The following is a 20,875-nucleotide window of genomic DNA, read 5'->3' on the forward strand; positions in this document are numbered from 1 at the left end:
AAAGATGAGAACACAACACAAACTATCGTTGCATAGAGAGACACTTAAACATAGGAATAAAAAAAGAGCCAAGGTGACTGCGTCACCTGGCTCCTCGGTCCACCAACATCAAAAATTCATGAACCAAATTAACTTTCTAACTTAGTCGACAAATTAAAAAGGAAGACCCGCGTCTCCCTTTTAAGTCATTATTTAATTTCTTGAGTTGCTGCAAGTTCTTTGTACCAATAGGCACTCTTCTTAGGATAGCGTTCTTGCGTCTCAAAATCTACGTAGAATAGTCCATAGCGTTTTTCATAGCCATTAGACCAAGAGAAGACATCCATGAGAGACCAGATGAAGTATCCTTCAACCACAGCGCCGTCTCGTATCGCATCTGAAATGGCTTCTAAATGTTGTTTCACATAGTCAATTCGTGCATCATCATAGACAGTTCCATCAACAAAATCATCCTTATAGCCTAATCCATTCTCAGTGATATAGATTTTCTTGTAATTCGGATAATCTTTTTTAACGCGCATAATCTGATCATATAAGCCCTGAGGATAAATCATCCAATCCCAATCAGTACGAGGGACATCAACATCAAATTCTCGCTGGCCGACACCTTTAATCTGATATTTAGATCCACCTTTATCTCCTTTAGAGTTGTGTGTAATCTCTGTCTCACCTTCAAAGGCTTTCATCCAATCACTCATGTAATAATTAATTCCAAGGAAGTCATTCATATCTTTGGCAGCTTTTAAAGCTTCAAAGTCTTCATCTCTTAGGTCTAACTGTCCACCATTCACTGCAAGTATGTGATTCACACCATCCATTGTTTTCTCAGAATACTCTCCAAGATAAGTCGCATCCAGGATGAATTTATTATGGATGATATCCTCTAACTCCGCCGCACGTACATCTTCAGGGTTCTCTGGGTCTAGAGGATACTTAGTTGGCAAGGCATGCACTACACCTATCTCACCGCTATAGTCCGCTTCTTTATATAATTTGACCGCTCTTGCATGGGCAACCATCATATTATGATGTGATTGGAAGACTTTAGCTAGATCATACTTGATACCTGGCGGGAATTTACCAACCAGATATTGCCCATCCCCAATAGGTCCGATTTCATTAAAAGTAGTCCAGTACTTTACTTGAGTGAATTCTTTAAAGCAAAATTCTGCATAATCGACAAAGTGATCGATGTTTTCTCTGTTCAAAAAGTCACCTTTAGAATGAAGTGCTTCCGGTGTATCAAAGTGATGGAGTGTTACAAAAGGCTCCACATGTCGTTTATGACATTCATTGAATAGATTGTGGTAATATTCAACCCCTTTTGCATTCACTTCTCCATAACCCGTTGGAAAGATTCGTGACCAAGCAATAGAGATTCGAATACCATTCACACCAAACTCTTCCGCAAGCTGAAGATCAACGGGATACTTGTGGTAGAAATCACTTGCAGGTTCCGCAGTATACCAGTAATTATCCTCCAGATACTTATCCCAAGCAACAGGCCCTTTGCCATCCGTCTTGGTGGCTCCTTCTGCTTGATAAGCCGCAGTTGCCCCTCCGAAAATAAAGTTCTTTGGTAATGTTTTCATTAATTAGCCTCGATTCCTTATTGTAAATTCTCTTCAACAAATGCTAAAGCACCTTCACCATCACGCGTCAATGCTATATATTCCGCTCCGGCTGTCTTAGCCAGCTTGATGCCTAACTTATCCGTCTCTGCTTTCATATCCTCATAATTAGAAGCTACTTGTGGTGCTAGAATAACAAATTGATATTGAGGAAGTATCTCGCGGTGTGCTCCATAGCTTCCAGCTGTAGCCTTAATAGGTCTATCATATTCTTTGGCAGCCTTGTTCAAGGCATTGGCTAAAAGTCCACTCGTTCCACCACCTGCACATAGTACCAGTACATTAGTTGATTCTGTCGCTTTAACAGCTGTTGAAGGCTCAGCTTTCACTGTTGTAGTCTCTTCAACTTGACTCTTCTCAAGAATCGCTGTAGCTTTACGTGTATCAAAGCTCTGTTCAACTTTGGCTTTTAATTCATCAGACGATGATACTCCTGACTCTTCTTCCGCTAGAATCTGACGGTCATAGACCTTCAAGAACGGGTAGTAGATTAAGACATCCACGATGATTAAGACGGCAACCAGGACAAAGGATAAGAATTGGAAGTTCGTTCCTAACAAGATACCAAGCGGTGCTGGTGTTGTCCAAGGAAGATTCGTTGTAAAGCTATTCATTCCTAAGGCATCGATAAAGAATTTAAAGATCCAAACATTGGCAATCGGTGCAAAGATAAATGGCACAAAGAATACAGGATTCAAGACGATGGGTGCCCCGAACAAGATAGGTTCATTCACCCCAAAGAATGTGGGTATAACAGACGCGCGTCCAATGGCTTTGTTACGCTTAGACTTAGTCATCCACATAAACATGAATGGAACAACAAGCGTTGCACCAGTACCCCCCAGTGTGACAATGAACATCTGAGTTCCAGATGTTAAGATTTTATCCGCATGTTCACCTGCTTGTAGTAATTGTAAGTTCACATCAATGTTGGCATAGGTAATAGCTGCAATAGCTGGCTCAACAATTGAAGGACCATGAATCCCAATGAACCAGAAGAATGCATACGCACCAAAGATAAGGGTAATCCCCAAGTAACCATCTGCTGCTTGGAATAAAGGCGCAAGTAAGGTACCAATAGATTCAGCAACATTTACGCCCAGTGTGCTTCTTACAAATAACGAAACCGCATAAAGGATAACCACTGAGACAGTAAAAGGAATTAAGTCCTTAAACACTTGAGATATATTAGGTGGGACTTCTTCTGGCATTGGAATCGTCACATTATTCTTCACACATACTTTATAGACATTGACCGTCACGAATGCAGCGATAAAGGCTGTGATTAGCCCCTTCGTCCCCATGAATTCCGTTAAGAATCCACCTTCTTGGGCAGGATCGGCTGCCATCAATAAGAAGCCTACCATCGTTGCTAGCATAGTTGAGATATAGTTTATCTGATTAGTTGATTCCATGTCTCGATTCATAGAATCGGTCAATGACTTTGCTGTCGTCCCTGATACAAAGAAAGCTAAGATTCCCATAGAATAGTTATAAGGGACCATTAAGAAATTCTCTACTTCAGGACTCCAGTGGAATCCCCATGCGTTTGGCACATAGGCTAGTAGAATAAATATACTAGAGAATAGAATGACTGGCATACCCGCGATAAAACCATCACGGATAGCACGAATATAGATATTACGAGAAATTTTCTCGAAGAAAGGTTTGGCTTTTTCAATTTGAGCAATTAATGTATTCATAGCTTTTCCCTAGCCTTTCTTATAGAATCCAATTAAGTGATTAATTAGATCTTTAAGTAGTATGGTCGTCATCAGATGGTCTTGACCATGCATCATAATGACACTGTATTCAATCTCTTCGCCAGATGCTTCTTTAGCAAGAAGATCAGTCTGAGCATTATGTGCACCAACTATCCCTTCTTCAGCTTCTGCCACAAGTCTCTCAGCTTCGTCAAAGTCGCCATCTTTTGCTTTGTTCAAAGCATCTAATAGTTTAGATCGTGCTTCTCCTGCATAGGCAACAATTTCGAAGCCAATCATTCCCACTTCATCTTTGTTCATGTTAGTTCCTCCTTTTTCCAGAATACCTTTATTATAACCCAAAGTCGCAGGCTACTGCAGTACGATTAAGGACTTCATTCAGGTCTTCTATATTCTTTCTTCCTTCTGTCTGTAACCATTCACGAGCCGCTTCTTCCCCTTGTTCAATAAAGACTTGAACAGATCCTGCCCATGTTGCACGTCCACATAATACACCATTGAATCTCGCACCGGCTTCATAAGCGAATTCTAAAGTATCTTGGAATAATTTAGCGCTTACACCTGCACTTAGATAGATATAAGGTAGGTCTGTTGACGCATCTTGTTCTTTAAAAGCTGCTTTGGCCTCTTCTTGAGTATGTAATACTTCTCCGCTCGCAAATCCTTCTACATAATTCATATTCACTGGCACTTCCACTTTAAGCACATCAACTCCAAAGCGATCTTGAGAGAATACTTTCATCGCACCATTCACTTTATGCGCTTTCAATTTTGCGAATTCAAGACTTCCGTTATCTTCAATATTTTCATCGTATGTAAGAATTTCAAGGAAGAATGGAATATCCTCTGCCGCACATTCTGAACCAATTCTTTCCATGTAGGCTTGTTTTTGAAGATTAACAAACTCACTACCATCCACATCATAATAAAGTAGGAACTTAACAGCATCTGCTCCTTGTTCTTTAATGCGTTTTACTGACCATTCTACTAAGCAATCTGGTAAACGATCGGTCGTCGTAGCGTCATATCCAGTCTTTTCATAGGCTAGTAATAATCCAGCATTATCATCACGTACTTTCGCAGCTGGTAGACCGTATTCTGGATCAAGTAGAATTGATGACGCATACGGTGTAAGTTCTTCTGATACAATTTCTTTTAATCGTTCAATCTGTTCAACGGTTGGCTCCTCACTTTGATACTTACTCATCATTCTCTTTAGAGCACCACGTTGGTCAAAGGCTAGGGCTGAGATAACGCCCTTATCATCAGTCAATTTGTTTAGGTAATCTAGTTTAGTCATTTTTATACTCCTCTAACTTGAATTTTATTGAATAAGGCCTCATAGTTATTCAAATTAACATGGCCTGTTATTTCTTCTTGAGCATTTAACATTCCTAAGACATTCGCATGTTTCAGCAATGCCACATCGTCATAATTACGAGTGATTCCCGATACGATTCCTGCTACAGTCGAATCACCTGATCCAACCGGATTCACGATATCAATGGTTGGAATGTCTACTTTGTAATACAAATCATTATGTTTAGCAAAAGCACCTTCAGAACCGAGTGAGACAATGGCCCACTCCACACCATTGAATAAGCTGTCTTGCAGTGCTTCTTTTAATAGATTTAAATCTTTATCTAATTCTCTGCCTAGTAATTGTGATAATTCATCCACATTAGGCTTAATGACTTTTGGTTTATGTCCAGATAATAGAACTTGTCTTAAACTTTCTCCGGAGGTGTCTAATACCACTGGGACTTCCTTAGCATTAGCAATCATAATGAGTTCAACATAGTAATCTGTTGCTAAGCCTGAAGGGGTGCTACCCGATATTGACACAACTTCAGCATCCTTCAGCAAGCTTTCAAAATGATTTTTAAAGGCTTCTCCCTCTACATCTGAGATGGTCGGACCTGATTCAAGAATCTCTGTCTGCATTCCTTCATGTAAGATAGCAATGCAGTTTCTTGTATTTCCCTTAATCTGGTAAAAGTCATGATGAATAGCTCCTTGGTCTAATTGAGACTTAATATAATTCCCAAGGTCTCCTCCTACTAATCCAGTTGCTGTAAGATCTTCATCTATTTCTTCTAAGACTCTGGTTACATTCAAGCCTTTACCACCTGCAGACTTATTCACATTACTCACTCGATTGACATCATCCAATTTGAATGTTGGTAATTGATAAGCGATATCCACGGATGGATTCATTGTGACAGTTAAGATTGACATAAGGTCACCTCTTCACCTAATCTTTGTATTCGCCACGGTCCCATTTTTCAAGAAATTCTTTAAAGAAATCTGGGTCTGTCTGGTCTACTTCTGCATGATCTAAATGACTAATCTTGGCAATTAATTCTTTGTTTTCGTCTGTTTCTTTATATTCAGCTGCTATAAAAGCATCAATAATATCACACATGAGTAATTCACCCGTAATCTTGCCACCAAAACCAATTACATTCGCATTCAATTCTTCTTTTGCATAGATAGCTGTTGACATATCACGAACTAAAGCTGAACGGATACCTGCTACCTTATTTACGGCGTTATTAATTCCTACACCAGTACCACAGATACAAATCCCTAGGTCTGCTTGGCCACTCGCTACAGCCTCTCCCACCTTTTTCCCGTAGATAGGATAGTGTGTTCTGACATTGTCATATGTTCCAAAGTCAAGGACCTCATAGCCTTGTTTCTTCAAATAATCAACTACAGCAATCTTTTCATAGGTTACAATATGGTCGCATCCAATAGCAATTTTCATTTTTTCTCCTCCAGTTAATTCAATTAACACATCTTGTTCAACATATCTACACGCACTTGATGGCGTCCACCATCATAGTCTGCAGATAAAAATTCAGTAGCAATATTCTTTGCTAATTCAGGTCCTACCATATTGGCTCCTATGGTAATCATTCTTGAATTATTATGTTCACGCGTCATATAAGCAGATCGTTCATCAGAGACTTCAGCTGCAACCATCCCCTTAATCTTAGTCGCAACCATGAAACTCCCTGCGCCATACCCATCAATGACAATTCCTAAGTGTCCCTCTTCTTCGTTCACTTTCTTCGCAACAGCTAAAGTAGTATCTACAAAGTCAGCTGTTAATTCTTCACTGACGTCAATCACATCATAGTTCTCATCTAATAGATGGGCCTTCACAATCTCTTTTAACTGTTTACCGTCTCTATCCGCACCCAATATAACTTTCATCTTATTGCTCCTTTATGTCTGCTAATTTTGCTTTGCCTTTTTCCGTTCGATAGTAGAAACCGCTTTCTGATTTACTATACATATAATATATCACGAATGTTAAAAAAGTCAACACTTTTTAAACGTTTATTGTTTAAAAAGTGTTTATTAATTGTTTAAACGTTGATTTAATCGCTTTTATTGTCATAAAACTTTTTTATTGGTATGCAAAAAACTCCTTCTAAACTCAATTTACTTGAGTTTAGAAGGAGTTTACTTTAGTATTGTGTGTTTAGTTAAACAATTAATTCTGTGTATACTTGAATTGCTTGTTTTTTATCCTCATTAGATTCTTCCATAACTACCGCTGTTAGGTCAGATAAGTGACATAATTTAGAGAAATCCTCTTTCCCAACCTTTGACGAATCCAATAACAAATAACTCTCTACCGAGTGCTCTAATGCCATCTTTTGAGTGTAGGCTTCTGCGACAGATGACGTCATGACAATCCCGTCTTTAACACCATTACCACCAAAAAACATCTTCCCGAACCGCATATTCTCCAAAGACATATTCGTAATCTCACCTACAAACGACTGTGTGACACTTCTCATCTCACCACCGAGTAGATAGACATGGAATGTCTCGGACTTTTTCTTTAATAGAATATTAAAGATGGGAAGACAGTTTGTTACAACCGACAGGGCTTGGTAATTAATCACCTCTGCTAACAAAGCCGTGGTCGTTCCTGGCCCAATATAGATTACATCCCCTTCATCAATTAATTCAGAGGCTCTTTGAGCTATATATCGTTTCTGGTCCGTATTCTTATCAAATTTATCTTCATGCGCGATTTCCTTATATTGAAACGCACTATTACTACGAGCCCCACCATGGATTTTCTTTAATAGCCCCTGATCATCTAACTCTTCTAAATCTCTTCTCACTGTCATATCTGACACATTATAGCGAGACACAATCTCTGAAACCCTGACAGTTCCTTGTTCATTCACCCATCGAATGATTGCTTCATGTCTTTGATATTTATTCATACCCGTCCTCCTCATTTATAAACTCACTATACAACATTTCTTTAGAGAACTCTACACTTAATGTTTAATTTATAAACATTCACACATTAAAGCGTTCGCTAATGTTTGAATATAATCTATACGGATGTTTCCTTATTTCAATTGAAATAAATAGCTTATTAAGTCAGTGTACTATCTTTATTCAATCCGGATTTATTCACTAAAAAATGATATCCCCGACCAACCGCATCGTTGATGATTGACCGTCACGAACTCGATCACGAACAATTAACAGGTTAAATTTCTCCCTATTCAAACCATCAAAAAGTATTTCTTATCGTTTAGTAAAGTGCTATAAACCGCTTATTGTAGGCTTTGTTAAAAAAGTTGTGTTTTGTTCAATTTCGTTTTGGAGCTTATTGTTACTTAAAACACCAAGTTTCTCGCCATATGAACACTTATAAAAATAAATGTTCTGCAAGGTTTTAGTCTCCTTACAACACATTCTGAAATGCCCTGTGTACCCGATTTTGATACACTTTTATTTTGCAGATTCTCTCTTCATCAACTTCATCTTCGTAAAGAGCTGTAGCAGCCTTCTCAATTCCTATTATTCTTTCTTCAGATACTACTTCGTGTAGTCTTGCCTAGTTATCCTCATAGAAATCATTCAAAAGTATGCACATCAATATTCGGTATAAGCAATGTGTAAAGTCCTGAAAATACTAAGAAGCACTTATTAAGAATCAATAAAAAGAAATACTCAAAGCCAAAAAGATGATGATTTAGAATTAGAAAATATGATTATAGATACGTTTAATTCGAATAGAAAAAGCATTGGTACAAGACGAATTAAGATTAATTTAAATGATAAGGGTTTCACTGTATCCAGACGAAAGATTGGTCGTGTCATAAAGAAATATAATCTAGTTTCTGTTTATACAAAAGATAAATATAAACATCATTCAAAAGAAACTAATGGAAAATCATTTAAATCGCACTTTTAATAGAGAACAACCAATGGAGGGCATTGGTAAATGATTTAACATGTGTAAAAATAGCAAATACATGGCATTACATATGTTTACTTATTGATCTCATCAATAGAGAATTCGATGGTTACAGTGCAGGTAAAAATAAGGATTCAAATTTAGTGGTGAGAGCACATAGTAAAATTATAGGACTAAATAAAAAAAGTCAGTAGACCAAGCCCACTGACTTTTGAAGCCCTTGTTTTTAATGATTAACGGTTAGACATGATGACTTTAATTTCGTCTTCATTAATACCTACCATCGCTTCGCCTAAATCAGTTGAGATTTCGACTAATTTGGCAGCATCTTTGTAATTGGCTACTGCTTCAACTATGGCTTTGGCACGTTTTTCTGGGTTACCTGATTTGAAAATACCTGAACCAACGAAAACTCCTTCAGCACCTAATTGCATCATTAAAGCCGCATCAGCAGGTGTTGCCACCCCGCCAGCCGAAAAGTTCAACACAGGTAATTTACCAGTATCATGGACTCGCTTTAATAAATCATAAGAGACGCCTAATTCCTTAGCTTGGTTAAAGAGCTCATTATCTTGTAACGAAGCCACATAGCGGATTTGTTCATGGATTTTTCTTAAATGCCTAACCGCTTGACTGACATCCCCCGTTCCTGCTTCACCTTTAGTACGAATCATTTTAGCCCCTTCTTGAATACGGCGTAAAGCTTCACCTAAATCTCTAGCTCCACAAACGAAAGGTGTTTCAAATGGTTGTTTATCAATATGATAAACTTGATCAGCTACTGATAAGACTTCTGACTCATCAATATAATTAATTTGTAAACTTTCTAAGATTTGAGCTTCGACAAAGTGACCAATTCTTACTTTCGCCATGACTGGTATAGAAACTGCTGCTTGAATTTCTTTTATCATTTGAGGGTCACTCATTCGACTAATACCACCAGCAGCTCGAATGTCTGCAGGAACTCTTTCTAAAGCCATGACCGCTACGGCACCAGCTGCTTCAGCAATTTTAGCTTGTCCCACATTTACCACGTCCATGATTACACCACCAGCTAATTGTTTATGTACTTCTTCAATTGATCGTTTCATTTTGATTGCTCCTTTATAAATATTGTCTCCACTTTAACAGTCTTTTGGATGTTTCTTAAGATGCAAAAATGGATATTTTTATGGGTCCAAATAATTTTTTTATTGTATAATGGATAACACGAGAGGAGGAAAAGTATGATTACGGTGAACTTTAACGAAGACCAACACCTCTACTTACAAATAGTCGATGAAGTCATCCGGCAAATTGCCCAAGGACATTTAAAAAGTGGTGACCAACTACCCTCACGGCGGGCCTTGGCAGATCATTTAAAAGTCAGCCTTAATACGGTCATTAACGCATATGACCAACTGACAGATGAAGGCTATATAGTGCCGAGGGAAAGATCTGGTTATTATGTGGATTTACTAGAAATTGATATGTTGCCCTCTGAGGAAATTGAGACAAAATCGACAAAACATGAGCATTTTAAAATAAGTGAAGCCAGCCAATATACTTATGATTTTCACTTTGCCAACCGTGATATGTCTACTTTAAATCCCAAACAATTATTGCAGTATGCACCCGAAGCTCTAGCAAGAAGCGTGGTTAATTGTAATTTAAAAGATGACTTGGGTGCTCTCTCTTTACGCTTGGCTATTGCTAATTATTTACGTAAATACCGGGGAGTGATGACTTCAGCTGATAATATCATCATTACAGGTGGTCATACGGCTAGCTTACAGACTCTATTTGCCTTATTAGAAGATGCGATTTATGCCTTAGAAGATCCTGGCTATTATAAAAATTTAGATCTCTTTACAGACTATCAGCAAAAGACTATTCGAATTCCGATTGATAAATATGGTTTCTCAGTTAAAGATTTGGAGACTACCTCAGCTAACATCGTGATTACTACGCCCAACCATCAGTTTCCCACTGGCATTATCATGGGGATGCGTCGACGTCAGCGTTTATTAAAATGGGCCTATCAGGCAGAAAACCGTTATATTATTGAAAATGACTACTATAATGAGTTCCGCCTTAAGGGCCGTCCTGTTCCTGCTTTGACTAGTCTGGACGACCAGGAGCGAGTCATTTTATTAGGGGCCTTTCGTCAAAGTATGGGGTCAATTTTTAAGATGTCTTATTTAGTTTTACCCGATCAATTAATGAAAAAATTCCATCAAGCTAAATTAAAAACCAGTGATATTTCCAGCTTTGAGCAATATTTAATGACTGATTTTCTCAATTCTGCCCATTTTCCTAAATATATTAATAGCCTTCGGACTAATTACCGTCGAAAGGAAAAAGCGGTTCTAGCAGCGCTTAACCAAACCCAACTACCCCTAACCATTAAGGAAGCAGGGGCTGGACTTTTCTTTATTATTAACATTGAGGGTGAGATTCCACCGACTGACGTGATTCAAACTAGGCTAGCTGAAAATAAGATCCGCTTACAACCGGTCAACCATTACGCTAAATTAAAGAACCGGTTCGACCAAAGTTATATTTTAGGTTATGGTGGGCTAGAGCTTGATGAAATTGATCAAGCTATTCAAGCTTTAGTCACTATTTTTAAATAAAGTAAAAGAAATTCAACGAGATAAACGACGATTACTGATACCGTCATAACTGCTAAAGTCACATAAGGAACATAAAACAAACATACGCCTACATGTTCAAAACTATCAATGTAGGCTGTGAAATCAAGCTTATATAAAAGCTCTATAAGTAATGGCAAGTGTACCTGTACTCACGTGTTGACTACTTCCTTCATAAGTATAATAATTTTCCTATTCAACCTAACACCCTTGCACTTATTGACTAGTTCCCACGGTAATGGTTTCAACTTGACGACGATCTTGCACATCAAAGCGACTGAAATAAGCATTTAAAGACCCTTTTCGATGGTCTTCCACGACATCCACTAATTGATGAGAGAGGGCCTCGCAACAGATGAAGCTCATGGCACCTTTGGCAGAAGCGTCACTCTTAAATTCATCAAAACAGAGATTTTGAGGTAAGCCCCATCGAGGGACGCTGAGACAGGGTTAAGGCGACTTGATTGAAGACGCATCGCACGGTCTGGACGGAAACGGAAAAATCTTGGGCGATATCTTTCACACTCATTACACGGTCCGCTGGATTCATGATAAGATGTTTGACTTGATTGGCGATAAAACAATGTTTATCAATCAGTGAAGTCGCTGCTGAAAAGGTTCGTTGACAATGGCAACATAAAAACGTTATTTATTAAGGATTAAATAGGCAGTTAATCCGGATACCGGAGCTAAAGTAATCCGTGAGGAACGGGTTCCATTGATAACAATCCAATCACCCTGATTGATACATCCACAATGCTCACAAGCCTCAGGGACATGGGTTAATAAACCATGATAGAATAGGCTCTGACGACCTTTGAATTCCGTGACTTCAACAAGATTTGGATCAATATGAATACTAAGGTCTTTTATTTGCAAGGTTTTTAAGATAAAAATGATTCATGCGTAGATGCTCCTTTGTTAGGTTGTGGTGACTTTAATATAGTGAACATTTACGTTTTTGTGAATAGAAAGATGCGGTTGATGTTCGTTCATCAACCGCATTTATTATAGAGCCTATATTTTTAACTCTAACTTTGGGGGTCACATCATTTAAGGGGGTTCATTTGGTTTAATTTTTACCTGTTATCTATTAAATAAACAGGTAACAAAAACTAGCTATCTTTTTTATTTTTGTTCTCTAAATATTTACTAACGATGAAAGAAGATGATGTCATGGCTATGACAACCCACCATTTAAATTCTTTATTAGCTAGCAGTGTTAATACATACACCATCGTTAAAGTTAATAAGTTATAACCTACTAATTTTATTAAGTCTTTGCTCATTAAAAATTAATCCTTCCATTGTTAGGAACAGCATCGTTTTCGTCCCATAATTGAGCTAAATAGGTACCTGGTGATAGTAAATTCATTGCAAATTCTAATACAACATCATTCACAACCCAGCTTCCTAAATATTTTGCAATTGCTGAACGTATGGCACTTTTTGCTGCGTGTTTGCCTTTTACTTTTATTAAATTGGCTAGGGTAGCTGTACTTCCTCCTAGAGCTAATGCAATAGCAGTATCTAGGGCCGCTCCCATTTGATCTACAGTTATACCTTGCCATGATGATCTAGTTTGAGCCTGAGACGATGTATATTCTGTTTGTAACGAGTAATCACCTTGAAGTTGTTTGTATATTACTTCTATAATCCACTCTTTAGAAACACTAGGGTGTAATGCTTGAATTTCATTAGCAAGGGAGTTGATTTCTACCTCTGTTAATGAAAGAGATGTAGGCTCTACAATTTCAACTTCAGTGTATTCTTGTGTTTGTTGTTCATTTTCAGTAGCGTAAACAGTTGCAATATTAGGAAATATAGAAGCACTTAGAAGCATTATAGCGAAAGATAACGAAACGATTTTAAGTTTTTGATTCATAATTTCTCCCTTTTTTTAATGTTTATTTGTTTACTGTACAATGTGTTTGAATAATATAATCGATTTAGCCCCAACTTTTCTATTTAAAAAACGTTTCCCCCTACAATTGTATCTTAAAAAAAAATTTATCTTGTTGTCAAATGTCATTAAGATCGCTTTATAGTTAATAAGTTATTAGGTTGTAAACAAAGTGTAAAATTATTTTGTGTAACCCTTTTATCGAATCTACTCTACTAATATCGGTAGATATAACAGCATCATAGCAATCTATAGTTTGAAATAAAGCAGTCTTTTCATCTAAACCAGTTGCCTTTGGCCCTCCCCCTCTACAAATTAAGAAAGCAATTTCTTCAAGACTGGTTTCATCAATAGCTGAAATATTTTTTCCTTCTAGTAGATCTTTAAGTGAAAATCTCTCCAGTCGAATCCTTTGTCTCATATAAGCTCATTGGTTGCATTAACAGCCTAGATATTCTTTCCGTCCCTGTGTGCATAGATTCATCAAATTCATTAGGCACCGCTGAACCTGTTAATATAAATTGATCAAATTCATCCCGATTATCCACTTCATAACGGCTTTTTTGTCATTAAATTGTATCAAGTTGCCAGTTATCATTTTTCCACCTTATCACACCAATCGACCTGTTTCCCCAGACGTACCCCTATTTTTCTCTGGAAAATCAACTTCCAGGTCAAAATGTCCACTTCCCTAGCAAAAAACGAGGCCCTTAAACATCCATCAAACGTCCAGAAACCCGTCCATATACGATTTATCCTTTCATTTTTTCAATCAATACTACACACTCAACATGTGTTAAGAGGAAGTCATAGCTGTCAAAGGTCAATTTCCATTTTCCTTTTTTACTTAATTCTCTTTGAGGGAACATATCCATTGTGGACTTGCGTATGTGGGAAGATATCCAAGATCGAACCTTGTATGCAGGAACATATCCAGATAGGATTGTACTTATGAGAATAGTTTGCCAAGTAACTGAACTTAGTTTCATAGTGCTATCTTTTTCCATTTTCTTATCTTGGTTCTAAAAGTCCCAAAAGGAGCAACAGTATTAACGTGAATAAATTTATATACTTCCCATACTGCTGTTTTTGTAGCTTCATCAGCCCACTTTCTCATATGAGGTAAAAATAATTCTTCATCACTTAGTACATCAATCATTTTATTGATTGAAATAACATTTCTGTTTAGCCTATCCTTTAACTCCTCTAAGGATAAATTTGCATAGGTATCTGAAAACCACTGATATAATTCACCAAGCTGATTCCACCTAAACATATCTGATGGTGTCTTTACTGTTAAGCCATTTTTCTCATCGGCTTCCCATTGCAGGAGCAATGTTGTCCAGCCAACTTGATAAGCAAGGTTTTCAGATGGTGTTCTGTCAACTTCGTCAACGCTTTTGTCTTTCAGTGATTCTGGGATATTATTAAATTCAGAAATATACTTTTCAAAACTTTTATTTATCTCAAATTTTAGCTCTTCTTTATCTTTATATGTTCTCATAATACCTCCTGTTATTAATACAAGGTCTAATTGATAATAATCTTTCTAGAAAAATAGAATAATTACGATGGTAAACCTCTTGAACCTCTATGGCTCAAATTTGTAACATAAATGAAATCGGGGAATTAATCCACTGATGGCTTTCGTATGTGGGAATAGGTCAACATATTTTTAAATATTTATTCTGATTTCTGCATTCATGTCATGATAAGTTAATTATCTAAATCCTTATTTTTATTATAAGATTTCTTTAAAGATACCATTGTAAAGATACCAAAAAATATTGTAAATAATATTGGTACCATAATAATAGAAATATAATCAATTGACCCTTCTCTAAATATGTTAAGTAATAAAAAGAAAATAAAAAACATAATCCCAGTACCAAACGTTTGAATAATACCTTTCTTACGAGTCTTTTTATAACCCTCTTCATCCATCACATCATCATGTTCCATTCCAGATAAAACGTAACGTGTAGCAGGATAAATTATCATAAAGAAAGTTACACATAGTAAAATAATATCAAATCCATCACCTAAATCAAAGAAAAAAAGTTGAAGGACTGTTAGGAATATAAAGGCAAATAAAATAATTAATGCACATTCCGCAAGAAAATAAAGGGTTGACAAACGTTTATATTCATCCTTAGGAATATTTTATTAATAAAAGAATTAATCATTTATATCTTCCTCCCAAAATAAGTCATCTAAAGTTTTTCCAAGCGATTTAGCTATCGATATACAAAGCTGTAGGCTTGGATTATATTTACCCTTCTCAATCAAACCAATTGTTTGCCTGGTAACGCCTATTTTTATTGCCAACTCCTCTTGTGTAAGTTTCTTTTCCATTCTAGCAATTTTTATTTTATTTAACATGTACCACCCTCCTAATTGCAAATTATAAATTACATTTGCAACATAAATCTAACATAAACATTTAATAAAAGCAACATATATGTGTCATTATCCTTTTAATCACTTACTAAAAACACCTATTTCAGTCTATGAAATAGGTGTTTCTTTTATTATAATATTTATTTTATCAAACTGTTTTAGAAATTAATGTAACTAGCTCTTCATTTTTTTCCATTTTACAATTCGATTTCAACAATCATTTCCGATTTAAATTCTAACTCCAACTTTTCAGGATGAACAATATTTTTTTCAACCAGCCGCCTTACAAGTTGCTCATCATATATTTCTAATTCACATGTTTGCTCTTTCAATAAAGCTGCTATTTGTTCCAAACGCTCTCTTCCATTGGCTTGTTCTGCAATCTCTAGTTGAAGTTATTGTTTTTCTTCCCTCTGTTTGTAAACATTATAAACTACGTCATTATAGTCTTTGTTCGAGTTCGCTAGGCCGATTAAAGAATGTTTCAAGGCTTCCAGTTCTTCTTCAACTTTCATCAGTTTATCGTGTAACTGACTTGATAACGTTTGTGCAATATTTTGTTCTAAAGCTTTGAGAAAGTTGCTCCGATTTTAAAACAGTTCATTTATCGATTGGCTAACAGCTTGCTTTAAGCCCTCTTCTCTAACAGCTCGCGCATCACAAAATACTCCTTTATTTTCAAGCCTGCTGACGCATCACCAAACGATTAACCTCTTCCCTCGGTTATTCCAATGGATTCTTCTAAAGATTTCTCCACAATTTTCACAAAATACAATCTGAGCCGAACTGTGGTTGCTGCTGTAATTTCGCAGCTTATGTCTATCTCGTTTCTCTGGTTTGGTAGACTTTGCCAATATATCTGCAAATCGTAATGCATCTTTTACATTAACTCTCGGCTGATATTTTTTTATTTCATCATTCTTGGATAACTTCCCTCAAAGCAAAAATCCGTGATTATCCTTCCGGCTTAGAACCAGACCTCAAACCACGGAAAGCCTTTATTTACTTATCTTATTACACGCTTACTTATCAACCCTTGACATCAATACTACCGCCTCAACATGGGACGAGTTGATAGAATTGATGTATTTGCGATTTTTAATGAAATAGTCGTATGCGGGAACATATCGACTATTTTGTACGTTCGTGGGAACATATCCACCAATCGTACCGTTTACGAAAAGGGCACTCTTGCTAGGAGTGCCCTCAATCATAAAAATCGGTGTAATTAATAGTCTTTTTTCTTTACCGGAATCCAGATTTCGCTTCGATACTTTGGATTTCCAGTGTCTGGACTCTCGTTCCACAAAATTTCTGGGCCTTCAACTAACTCATAACTTGAAGACGGAAACCACTCTGAGTATATTCTACCCCATACATTTTGAAGTGTCTCTGGGAATGGTCCAATCGATTCAAATACTGCCCAGGTACAAGCATCAATTTTTAATACATCAAATTCTGCTGTTTCATCACCTGAAGTTGCTACCCCGATGTAATGATCCAACTCGCCCTTTTCTTCCATTCTTCCTTCTGAAAAATTAGTGGAAGCACTAATAATACCCATTGGTTCTACATTTGAGATTGCTTTTAATTGTTTAATAACCTCTGGTGTTAAAAGTTCGGTCATTTGTGCAATCTCTGGATTGACACCTTCAAAAATAATTGGGACTCTCTTCTTAAATCCTACTAACTTAAACGACTCTTTCTCAACAATACGATAATTCATCTCGCATCCTCCTTTAATTGATAATTGAAAGGTCATTCTAGGATAGGCTTTTAACTGCGTTTTCTCACTTCTTGCTTCTGAAGGAAGAATATCATGCAGGGAATGAAAAGCACGGGAAAACGAATCAGCCGAATTATAGCCATATTTGACAGCCACATCGATTATTCTCAAATTTGTATCTTTCAAATCAAGAGCAGCCAGCGTTAATCTTCTTCTTCGAATATATTCTGACAAACCAATTCCTGATAAAAATGAAAACATCCTTTTAAAATGATACTCTGAACAGTAAGCAATTTTCGACACTTCACTGTAATCAATTTCTTCAGTTAAATGCTCTTCAATATATGCCAAAGCTTTATTCATATTACTTAACGTATCCAACAAACAACCTCCTTTCAATTTCAATATTATCAAAGGATTTAATTACCCATCCGATAATCTGTGCACAATAAAGTCGACTAAATTTAAAAATATTACTTACAATTACAGCTATTTTAATGAACTGAACTTCATCTACAATTAAAGACTTAGGGAGTTCTTTCGCTAAAATGTTACAAACCATAAGCGTCTCAACATGTAACGTTATTAAGCTATTGATTGATTTAGGTGTGTTGCGTATGTGATTTAGATGATTTTAAGTTATCATTCAATCTTTTTTCAAATTGTATTTTAATTTCTTTAAAAATCAATCTTTAATATCTAACTATAATATTTTATTGACAAATAAACCACCAGTGTGTATATTGTATATGTACAGAAAAGGTGGTGAGGAATTGAATATTAATCTTTCTAAATACAGTAAGGAACCTCTTTATGAACAGATTATTAATGAGATTAAGCGGAATATTTTAAGTGGTGATCTTGAACCGGCTGTTCGTTTACCTTCCATTCGCCAATTATCAAAAGATTTAGAAGTCAGTGTGATTACTGTAAAGAAAGCATATGATACACTCGAAAACGAAAACTACATTGCCACCATTCCTAGTAAAGGGACATATATTGCAGAATTAGATGCCAGCATCATTAGGTCTAAGAAATTACTCAATATTGAAAAAGAGATCAATATATTAGTACAAGAAGCAAAATCAATTCAATTATCTAAAAGTGATTTTATAAATATCGTTGACGAAAAATATGAGGAGTGATGAGATGAGCAAATATGCCATAGAATTTAACAATATAAATAAAACTTTTAAGGACTTTTCGATTGATGACCTTAACTTAAAAGTAAACAAAGGATACATTACTGGTTTTATCGGGCCAAATGGAGCTGGAAAAAGCACATGCATTAATTTAATCATGGATTTAATCAAACCAGATAACGGAAGCATTAATATTCTAGGCTATGACCACATTCAAGAAGGTCAAATGGCTCGTGAAAATATCGGGTTTGTCTATGCAGAAAACGTCTTTTATGATCATTTAAGTGTTGAAACAACTGGAAAAACGATTGGAAAATTCTATAAAAATTGGAACCAACATGCATACAATCATTTTATTGAACAATTTAAATTACCTGCTAATAAAAAAGTTAAAAACCTTTCAACAGGAATGAAAGCCAAGTTGTTTCTAAGTGTCGCTTTATCTCATGGAGCTGAACTCATTATACTTGATGAACCCACCTCAGGACTTGATCCAATTGTTCGATCTGAAATCTTAGATATTCTTTACGATATCATTCAAGATGAGGCAAAAACCATCCTATTCTCATCCCATATTACGAATGACTTAGAAAAGATTGCTGATCATATTGTGCTCATCAATGATGGACAAATCATTATTGATTATAACAAAGACGATATCTTAAATACTTATAGATTAGTTAAGGGTTCTATTGAACTATTAGACAATGACTTACGACCATTATTAATTGGTTTGGAAGAAAAAAATACTGGTTTTACAGGACTAACCAAAGAGGGGCAAACATTTGAAGAAATATTCGGAGATAATATAATAATTGAACCAGCTAGTCTAGAGGATATTATGGTGCGTACAATTAAGAATGGAGGTTTATAATATGTTAGCATTATTAAACAAGGAATTTGTAGTTAACTTCTGGACAAACTTTATTGGTACTTTAATTTTAATATTCGCCTCATTAATTACTACTACTTATCAAACCCCTATTTATTTAAGTGTCTTTTTTGTACTGTTATTTGTTCGAAATGGAGATGGGAGGGATGAATTAAATCGTTCTGACCGACTAATATCAAGCCTTCCTGTTTCAAGAACCCAAATTCTAGCTTCAAAGATTATTTATGGTTTTTCTATTGGTCTAGTCTTTCTATTAATTCAAACCGCCTTCAATTATTTTATTCCTGGACTTACTTCTAATAGTTTAAGTGAGATCATTGGGATACTTATCCTTATTGTGTTTCTATTGACAGCTTATCAAATGTTCTATTTAATATTTGGTCCACAAATCATGAATTATATTATTATATTGATTTTCTTTGCCTTCATTACAATCATTCCAATAATGATTAACACCGGGCAATTTAATAGGTTTTTCGAGTTTATTTCTCAGTATAATTTAAACATTATCTTCATGAGCGTTAGCGTCTTAATGTTAATGCTTACTGGATTAATGTTCGCTATTAATATCAAATTATACAATTCAAAAGATTTATAAAAAAACTAAAAGAGAGACGCAGAACTATGCTTCTCCACCGCATAACTCTCCGCCTCTCTTATTTTTCTATGGTAATAAAATCTCCTGTCCTCAATTCCACTTCAATGACTTTTTCTTTAATGACTATGCCAGCTACCAACCGGTTAACTAAACTTTCATCATAATCTTCGAGTTGAATATGTTGGGGTTTTAGAAAAGCTTTAATATCGGATAACCTTCTTCTTTTTTCTTCATTCGTTGCATTGACAATCAACAACTGCTGTTTCTTCTCTCTTAACTGAAATATCTTTTCCGCGATCCGTTCGTAGTCTGTTTTTTGATTCGCAAACTGATACAATTTCTTCTGTAGACCGTGGAGTTGATCATCCACTTCTTCCACTGTTTCATCATACTGATCGTTGAGGACTTCGGTGATGTTTTCCTCCATGACTTTCAAGTAGTCGCCCTTCTCTCCTATAAAATTATTAATCGCCTCCACTACTGCTTCATGAAGGAGCTCTTCCTTAACCGTTCTCGCCTGACATTGCGTATGGTCAATAAGGCGAGTCACAAACCGCCAGACAGTCGCTTTACTTCCTCGACTGTTCCATTTTACTCGTCTAAAAATATCCCCACAGTGTTCGCAAATTACTTTGCCTGATAAGGCATACTTCCCTTGGTACACTCGCTTCTGCTTTCATTTGCCTGAATATAAATTACTTCTTCTAGCCTTTTCTTGTTGAGCCAAATGTAATAATATGAACAGGTGGATTTCTCCCCCTTTTACTTTTGTAATATCTCCTAAATGATGGATGTTAGGAAAATGTCGTTTCGTTATAGATATGGGAGCTTTTTCAATTTCACTTGCCCATATTGGTTGAATCCCATAACGAGAAGCAGCTAATGGAAATACACCAATCCCATCAAATAAACTTCCTAAAGTTAGTTTTGTCATATTTCACCTTCTAATCCCCGTTTTTAGGCGTAAAAAAAGATGCTCTTTTA

Annotated in this window: 23 protein-coding genes and 1 pseudogene; 5 read left to right on the forward strand and 19 right to left on the reverse strand. The window is 36.2% G+C overall.

The window, feature by feature from the left end:
- Window positions 1–188: 188 nt before the first annotated feature.
- From lacG to ACEN4N_RS05620, 8 genes are all read right to left on the reverse strand, one after another.
- Window positions 189–1,592, reverse strand: a complete 1,404-nt coding sequence (gene lacG, locus ACEN4N_RS05585; RefSeq protein WP_086950606.1) for a 6-phospho-beta-galactosidase — start codon at window positions 1,590–1,592, stop codon at window positions 189–191.
- Window positions 1,593–1,609: 17 nt separating this feature from the next.
- A complete protein-coding gene (locus tag ACEN4N_RS05590) occupies window positions 1,610–3,334 on the reverse strand; it encodes a lactose-specific PTS transporter subunit EIIC (protein WP_407093842.1) in 1,725 nt (574 codons plus the stop codon).
- Window positions 3,335–3,343: 9 nt separating this feature from the next.
- The gene (locus ACEN4N_RS05595; protein ID WP_407093843.1) at window positions 3,344–3,655 is read right to left on the reverse strand and encodes a PTS lactose/cellobiose transporter subunit IIA; all 312 of its coding nucleotides are present in this window, start codon (window positions 3,653–3,655) and stop codon (window positions 3,344–3,346) included.
- 31 nt (window positions 3,656–3,686) lie between these two features.
- On the reverse strand, window positions 3,687–4,655 hold the full coding sequence (lacD, locus tag ACEN4N_RS05600) for a tagatose-bisphosphate aldolase (protein ID WP_197115166.1): 969 nt from the start codon (window positions 4,653–4,655) through the stop codon (window positions 3,687–3,689).
- Window positions 4,656–4,657: 2 nt separating this feature from the next.
- A complete protein-coding gene (locus ACEN4N_RS05605; protein ID WP_407093844.1) occupies window positions 4,658–5,593 on the reverse strand; it encodes a tagatose-6-phosphate kinase in 936 nt (311 codons plus the stop codon).
- 16 nt (window positions 5,594–5,609) lie between these two features.
- A complete protein-coding gene (gene lacB, locus ACEN4N_RS05610; protein WP_373738174.1) occupies window positions 5,610–6,125 on the reverse strand; it encodes a galactose-6-phosphate isomerase subunit LacB in 516 nt (171 codons plus the stop codon).
- A gap of 23 nt (window positions 6,126–6,148) precedes the next feature.
- Complete coding sequence (gene lacA / locus ACEN4N_RS05615) at window positions 6,149–6,577, reverse strand: galactose-6-phosphate isomerase subunit LacA (RefSeq protein WP_407093845.1); 429 nt, start codon at window positions 6,575–6,577, stop codon at window positions 6,149–6,151.
- A gap of 275 nt (window positions 6,578–6,852) precedes the next feature.
- Complete coding sequence (locus ACEN4N_RS05620) at window positions 6,853–7,608, reverse strand: DeoR/GlpR family DNA-binding transcription regulator (protein ID WP_407093846.1); 756 nt, start codon at window positions 7,606–7,608, stop codon at window positions 6,853–6,855.
- A 728-nt stretch (window positions 7,609–8,336) separates the two neighbouring features.
- Between ACEN4N_RS05620 and ACEN4N_RS05625 the strand changes: the two genes are divergently transcribed.
- Entirely contained in the window at window positions 8,337–8,594 is a 258-nt protein-coding gene (locus ACEN4N_RS05625; RefSeq protein WP_407093875.1) for an IS3 family transposase, read from the forward strand.
- Window positions 8,595–8,830: 236 nt separating this feature from the next.
- Here the strand turns inward: ACEN4N_RS05625 and pdxS are convergent, their stop codons facing one another.
- On the reverse strand, window positions 8,831–9,688 hold the full coding sequence (pdxS, locus tag ACEN4N_RS05630; protein ID WP_407093847.1) for a pyridoxal 5'-phosphate synthase lyase subunit PdxS: 858 nt from the start codon (window positions 9,686–9,688) through the stop codon (window positions 8,831–8,833).
- Between the two features lie 135 nt (window positions 9,689–9,823).
- Between pdxS and ACEN4N_RS05635 the strand changes: the two genes are divergently transcribed.
- A complete protein-coding gene (locus ACEN4N_RS05635) occupies window positions 9,824–11,212 on the forward strand; it encodes a PLP-dependent aminotransferase family protein (protein ID WP_407093848.1) in 1,389 nt (462 codons plus the stop codon).
- Window positions 11,213–12,345: 1,133 nt separating this feature from the next.
- On the opposite strand, the gene ACEN4N_RS05640 is transcribed toward ACEN4N_RS05635, so the two are convergent.
- The 8 genes from ACEN4N_RS05640 to ACEN4N_RS05675 form a co-directional block, all read right to left on the reverse strand.
- Complete coding sequence (locus ACEN4N_RS05640) at window positions 12,346–12,519, reverse strand: hypothetical protein (RefSeq protein ID WP_171031307.1); 174 nt, start codon at window positions 12,517–12,519, stop codon at window positions 12,346–12,348.
- Window positions 12,519–13,115, reverse strand: coding sequence for a hypothetical protein (locus ACEN4N_RS05645; protein WP_407093849.1), 597 nt, complete (start codon window positions 13,113–13,115; stop codon window positions 12,519–12,521). Before ACEN4N_RS05645 ends, ACEN4N_RS05640 begins: the two co-directional genes overlap by 1 nt.
- 163 nt (window positions 13,116–13,278) lie before the next feature.
- On the reverse strand, window positions 13,279–13,554 hold the full coding sequence (locus tag ACEN4N_RS05650; protein ID WP_407093850.1) for a hypothetical protein: 276 nt from the start codon (window positions 13,552–13,554) through the stop codon (window positions 13,279–13,281).
- A 564-nt stretch (window positions 13,555–14,118) separates the two neighbouring features.
- Window positions 14,119–14,637: a ClbS/DfsB family four-helix bundle protein gene (locus tag ACEN4N_RS05655; protein WP_071131225.1), complete on the reverse strand. Its 519-nt coding sequence runs from the start codon at window positions 14,635–14,637 to the stop codon at window positions 14,119–14,121.
- Between the two features lie 212 nt (window positions 14,638–14,849).
- Complete coding sequence (locus ACEN4N_RS05660) at window positions 14,850–15,269, reverse strand: hypothetical protein (protein ID WP_407093851.1); 420 nt, start codon at window positions 15,267–15,269, stop codon at window positions 14,850–14,852.
- A gap of 42 nt (window positions 15,270–15,311) precedes the next feature.
- Window positions 15,312–15,515 carry a helix-turn-helix transcriptional regulator gene (locus ACEN4N_RS05665; protein ID WP_407093852.1) on the reverse strand — a complete coding sequence of 68 codons (204 nt, stop codon included), beginning with the start codon at window positions 15,513–15,515 and terminating at the stop codon, window positions 15,312–15,314.
- 215 nt (window positions 15,516–15,730) lie between these two features.
- A complete protein-coding gene (locus ACEN4N_RS05670; RefSeq protein WP_407093853.1) occupies window positions 15,731–15,886 on the reverse strand; it encodes an integrase in 156 nt (51 codons plus the stop codon).
- Between the two features lie 875 nt (window positions 15,887–16,761).
- Window positions 16,762–17,640, reverse strand: a complete 879-nt coding sequence (locus tag ACEN4N_RS05675) for a GyrI-like domain-containing protein (RefSeq protein WP_407093854.1) — start codon at window positions 17,638–17,640, stop codon at window positions 16,762–16,764.
- Between the two features lie 392 nt (window positions 17,641–18,032).
- Between ACEN4N_RS05675 and ACEN4N_RS05680 the strand changes: the two genes are divergently transcribed.
- The 3 genes from ACEN4N_RS05680 to ACEN4N_RS05690 are packed head-to-tail and all read left to right on the forward strand — an operon-like array spanning window position 18,033 to window position 19,891.
- On the forward strand, window positions 18,033–18,404 hold the full coding sequence (locus tag ACEN4N_RS05680) for a GntR family transcriptional regulator (RefSeq protein WP_407093855.1): 372 nt from the start codon (window positions 18,033–18,035) through the stop codon (window positions 18,402–18,404).
- A 4-nt stretch (window positions 18,405–18,408) separates the two neighbouring features.
- Window positions 18,409–19,275 carry an ABC transporter ATP-binding protein gene (locus ACEN4N_RS05685; protein ID WP_407093856.1) on the forward strand — a complete coding sequence of 289 codons (867 nt, stop codon included), beginning with the start codon at window positions 18,409–18,411 and terminating at the stop codon, window positions 19,273–19,275.
- 1 nt (window position 19,276) lies between these two features.
- Window positions 19,277–19,891 carry an ABC-2 transporter permease gene (locus ACEN4N_RS05690; protein WP_407093857.1) on the forward strand — a complete coding sequence of 205 codons (615 nt, stop codon included), beginning with the start codon at window positions 19,277–19,279 and terminating at the stop codon, window positions 19,889–19,891.
- A gap of 58 nt (window positions 19,892–19,949) precedes the next feature.
- Here ACEN4N_RS05690 and ACEN4N_RS05695 read toward each other — a convergent pair whose 3' ends face one another.
- Window positions 19,950–20,555, reverse strand: coding sequence for a zinc ribbon domain-containing protein (locus ACEN4N_RS05695; RefSeq protein ID WP_407093858.1), 606 nt, complete (start codon window positions 20,553–20,555; stop codon window positions 19,950–19,952).
- Between the two features lie 55 nt (window positions 20,556–20,610).
- Window positions 20,611–20,825: pseudogene (locus tag ACEN4N_RS05700) on the reverse strand (DNA cytosine methyltransferase); the annotation flags it as partial.
- Window positions 20,826–20,875: the final 50 nt, after the last annotated feature.

This window comes from Ruoffia sp. FAM 20857 (genome assembly GCF_045528645.1).
Lineage (GTDB): Bacteria > Bacillota > Bacilli > Lactobacillales > Aerococcaceae > Ruoffia > Ruoffia halotolerans.

Coding starts and splice junctions, on each gene's coding strand:
- ACEN4N_RS05645 (WP_407093849.1), bottom strand. CDS start 13,115: ATGAATCAAAAACTTAAAATCGTTTCGTTATCTTTCGCTATAATGCTT.
- lacB (WP_373738174.1), bottom strand. CDS start 6,125: ATGAAAATTGCTATTGGATGCGACCATATTGTAACCTATGAAAAGATT.
- lacA (WP_407093845.1), bottom strand. CDS start 6,577: ATGAAAGTTATATTGGGTGCGGATAGAGACGGTAAACAGTTAAAAGAG.
- lacG (WP_086950606.1), bottom strand. CDS start 1,592: ATGAAAACATTACCAAAGAACTTTATTTTCGGAGGGGCAACTGCGGCT.
- ACEN4N_RS05655 (WP_071131225.1), bottom strand. CDS start 14,637: ATGAGAACATATAAAGATAAAGAAGAGCTAAAATTTGAGATAAATAAA.
- ACEN4N_RS05640 (WP_171031307.1), bottom strand. CDS start 12,519: ATGAGCAAAGACTTAATAAAATTAGTAGGTTATAACTTATTAACTTTA.
- ACEN4N_RS05590 (WP_407093842.1), bottom strand. CDS start 3,334: ATGAATACATTAATTGCTCAAATTGAAAAAGCCAAACCTTTCTTCGAG.
- ACEN4N_RS05690 (WP_407093857.1), top strand. CDS start 19,277: ATGTTAGCATTATTAAACAAGGAATTTGTAGTTAACTTCTGGACAAAC.
- ACEN4N_RS05620 (WP_407093846.1), bottom strand. CDS start 7,608: ATGAATAAATATCAAAGACATGAAGCAATCATTCGATGGGTGAATGAA.
- ACEN4N_RS05665 (WP_407093852.1), bottom strand. CDS start 15,515: ATGTTAAATAAAATAAAAATTGCTAGAATGGAAAAGAAACTTACACAA.
- lacD (WP_197115166.1), bottom strand. CDS start 4,655: ATGACTAAACTAGATTACCTAAACAAATTGACTGATGATAAGGGCGTT.
- pdxS (WP_407093847.1), bottom strand. CDS start 9,688: ATGAAACGATCAATTGAAGAAGTACATAAACAATTAGCTGGTGGTGTA.
- ACEN4N_RS05650 (WP_407093850.1), bottom strand. CDS start 13,554: ATGAGACAAAGGATTCGACTGGAGAGATTTTCACTTAAAGATCTACTA.
- ACEN4N_RS05635 (WP_407093848.1), top strand. CDS start 9,824: ATGATTACGGTGAACTTTAACGAAGACCAACACCTCTACTTACAAATA.
- ACEN4N_RS05605 (WP_407093844.1), bottom strand. CDS start 5,593: ATGTCAATCTTAACTGTCACAATGAATCCATCCGTGGATATCGCTTAT.
- ACEN4N_RS05595 (WP_407093843.1), bottom strand. CDS start 3,655: ATGAACAAAGATGAAGTGGGAATGATTGGCTTCGAAATTGTTGCCTAT.
- ACEN4N_RS05685 (WP_407093856.1), top strand. CDS start 18,409: ATGAGCAAATATGCCATAGAATTTAACAATATAAATAAAACTTTTAAG.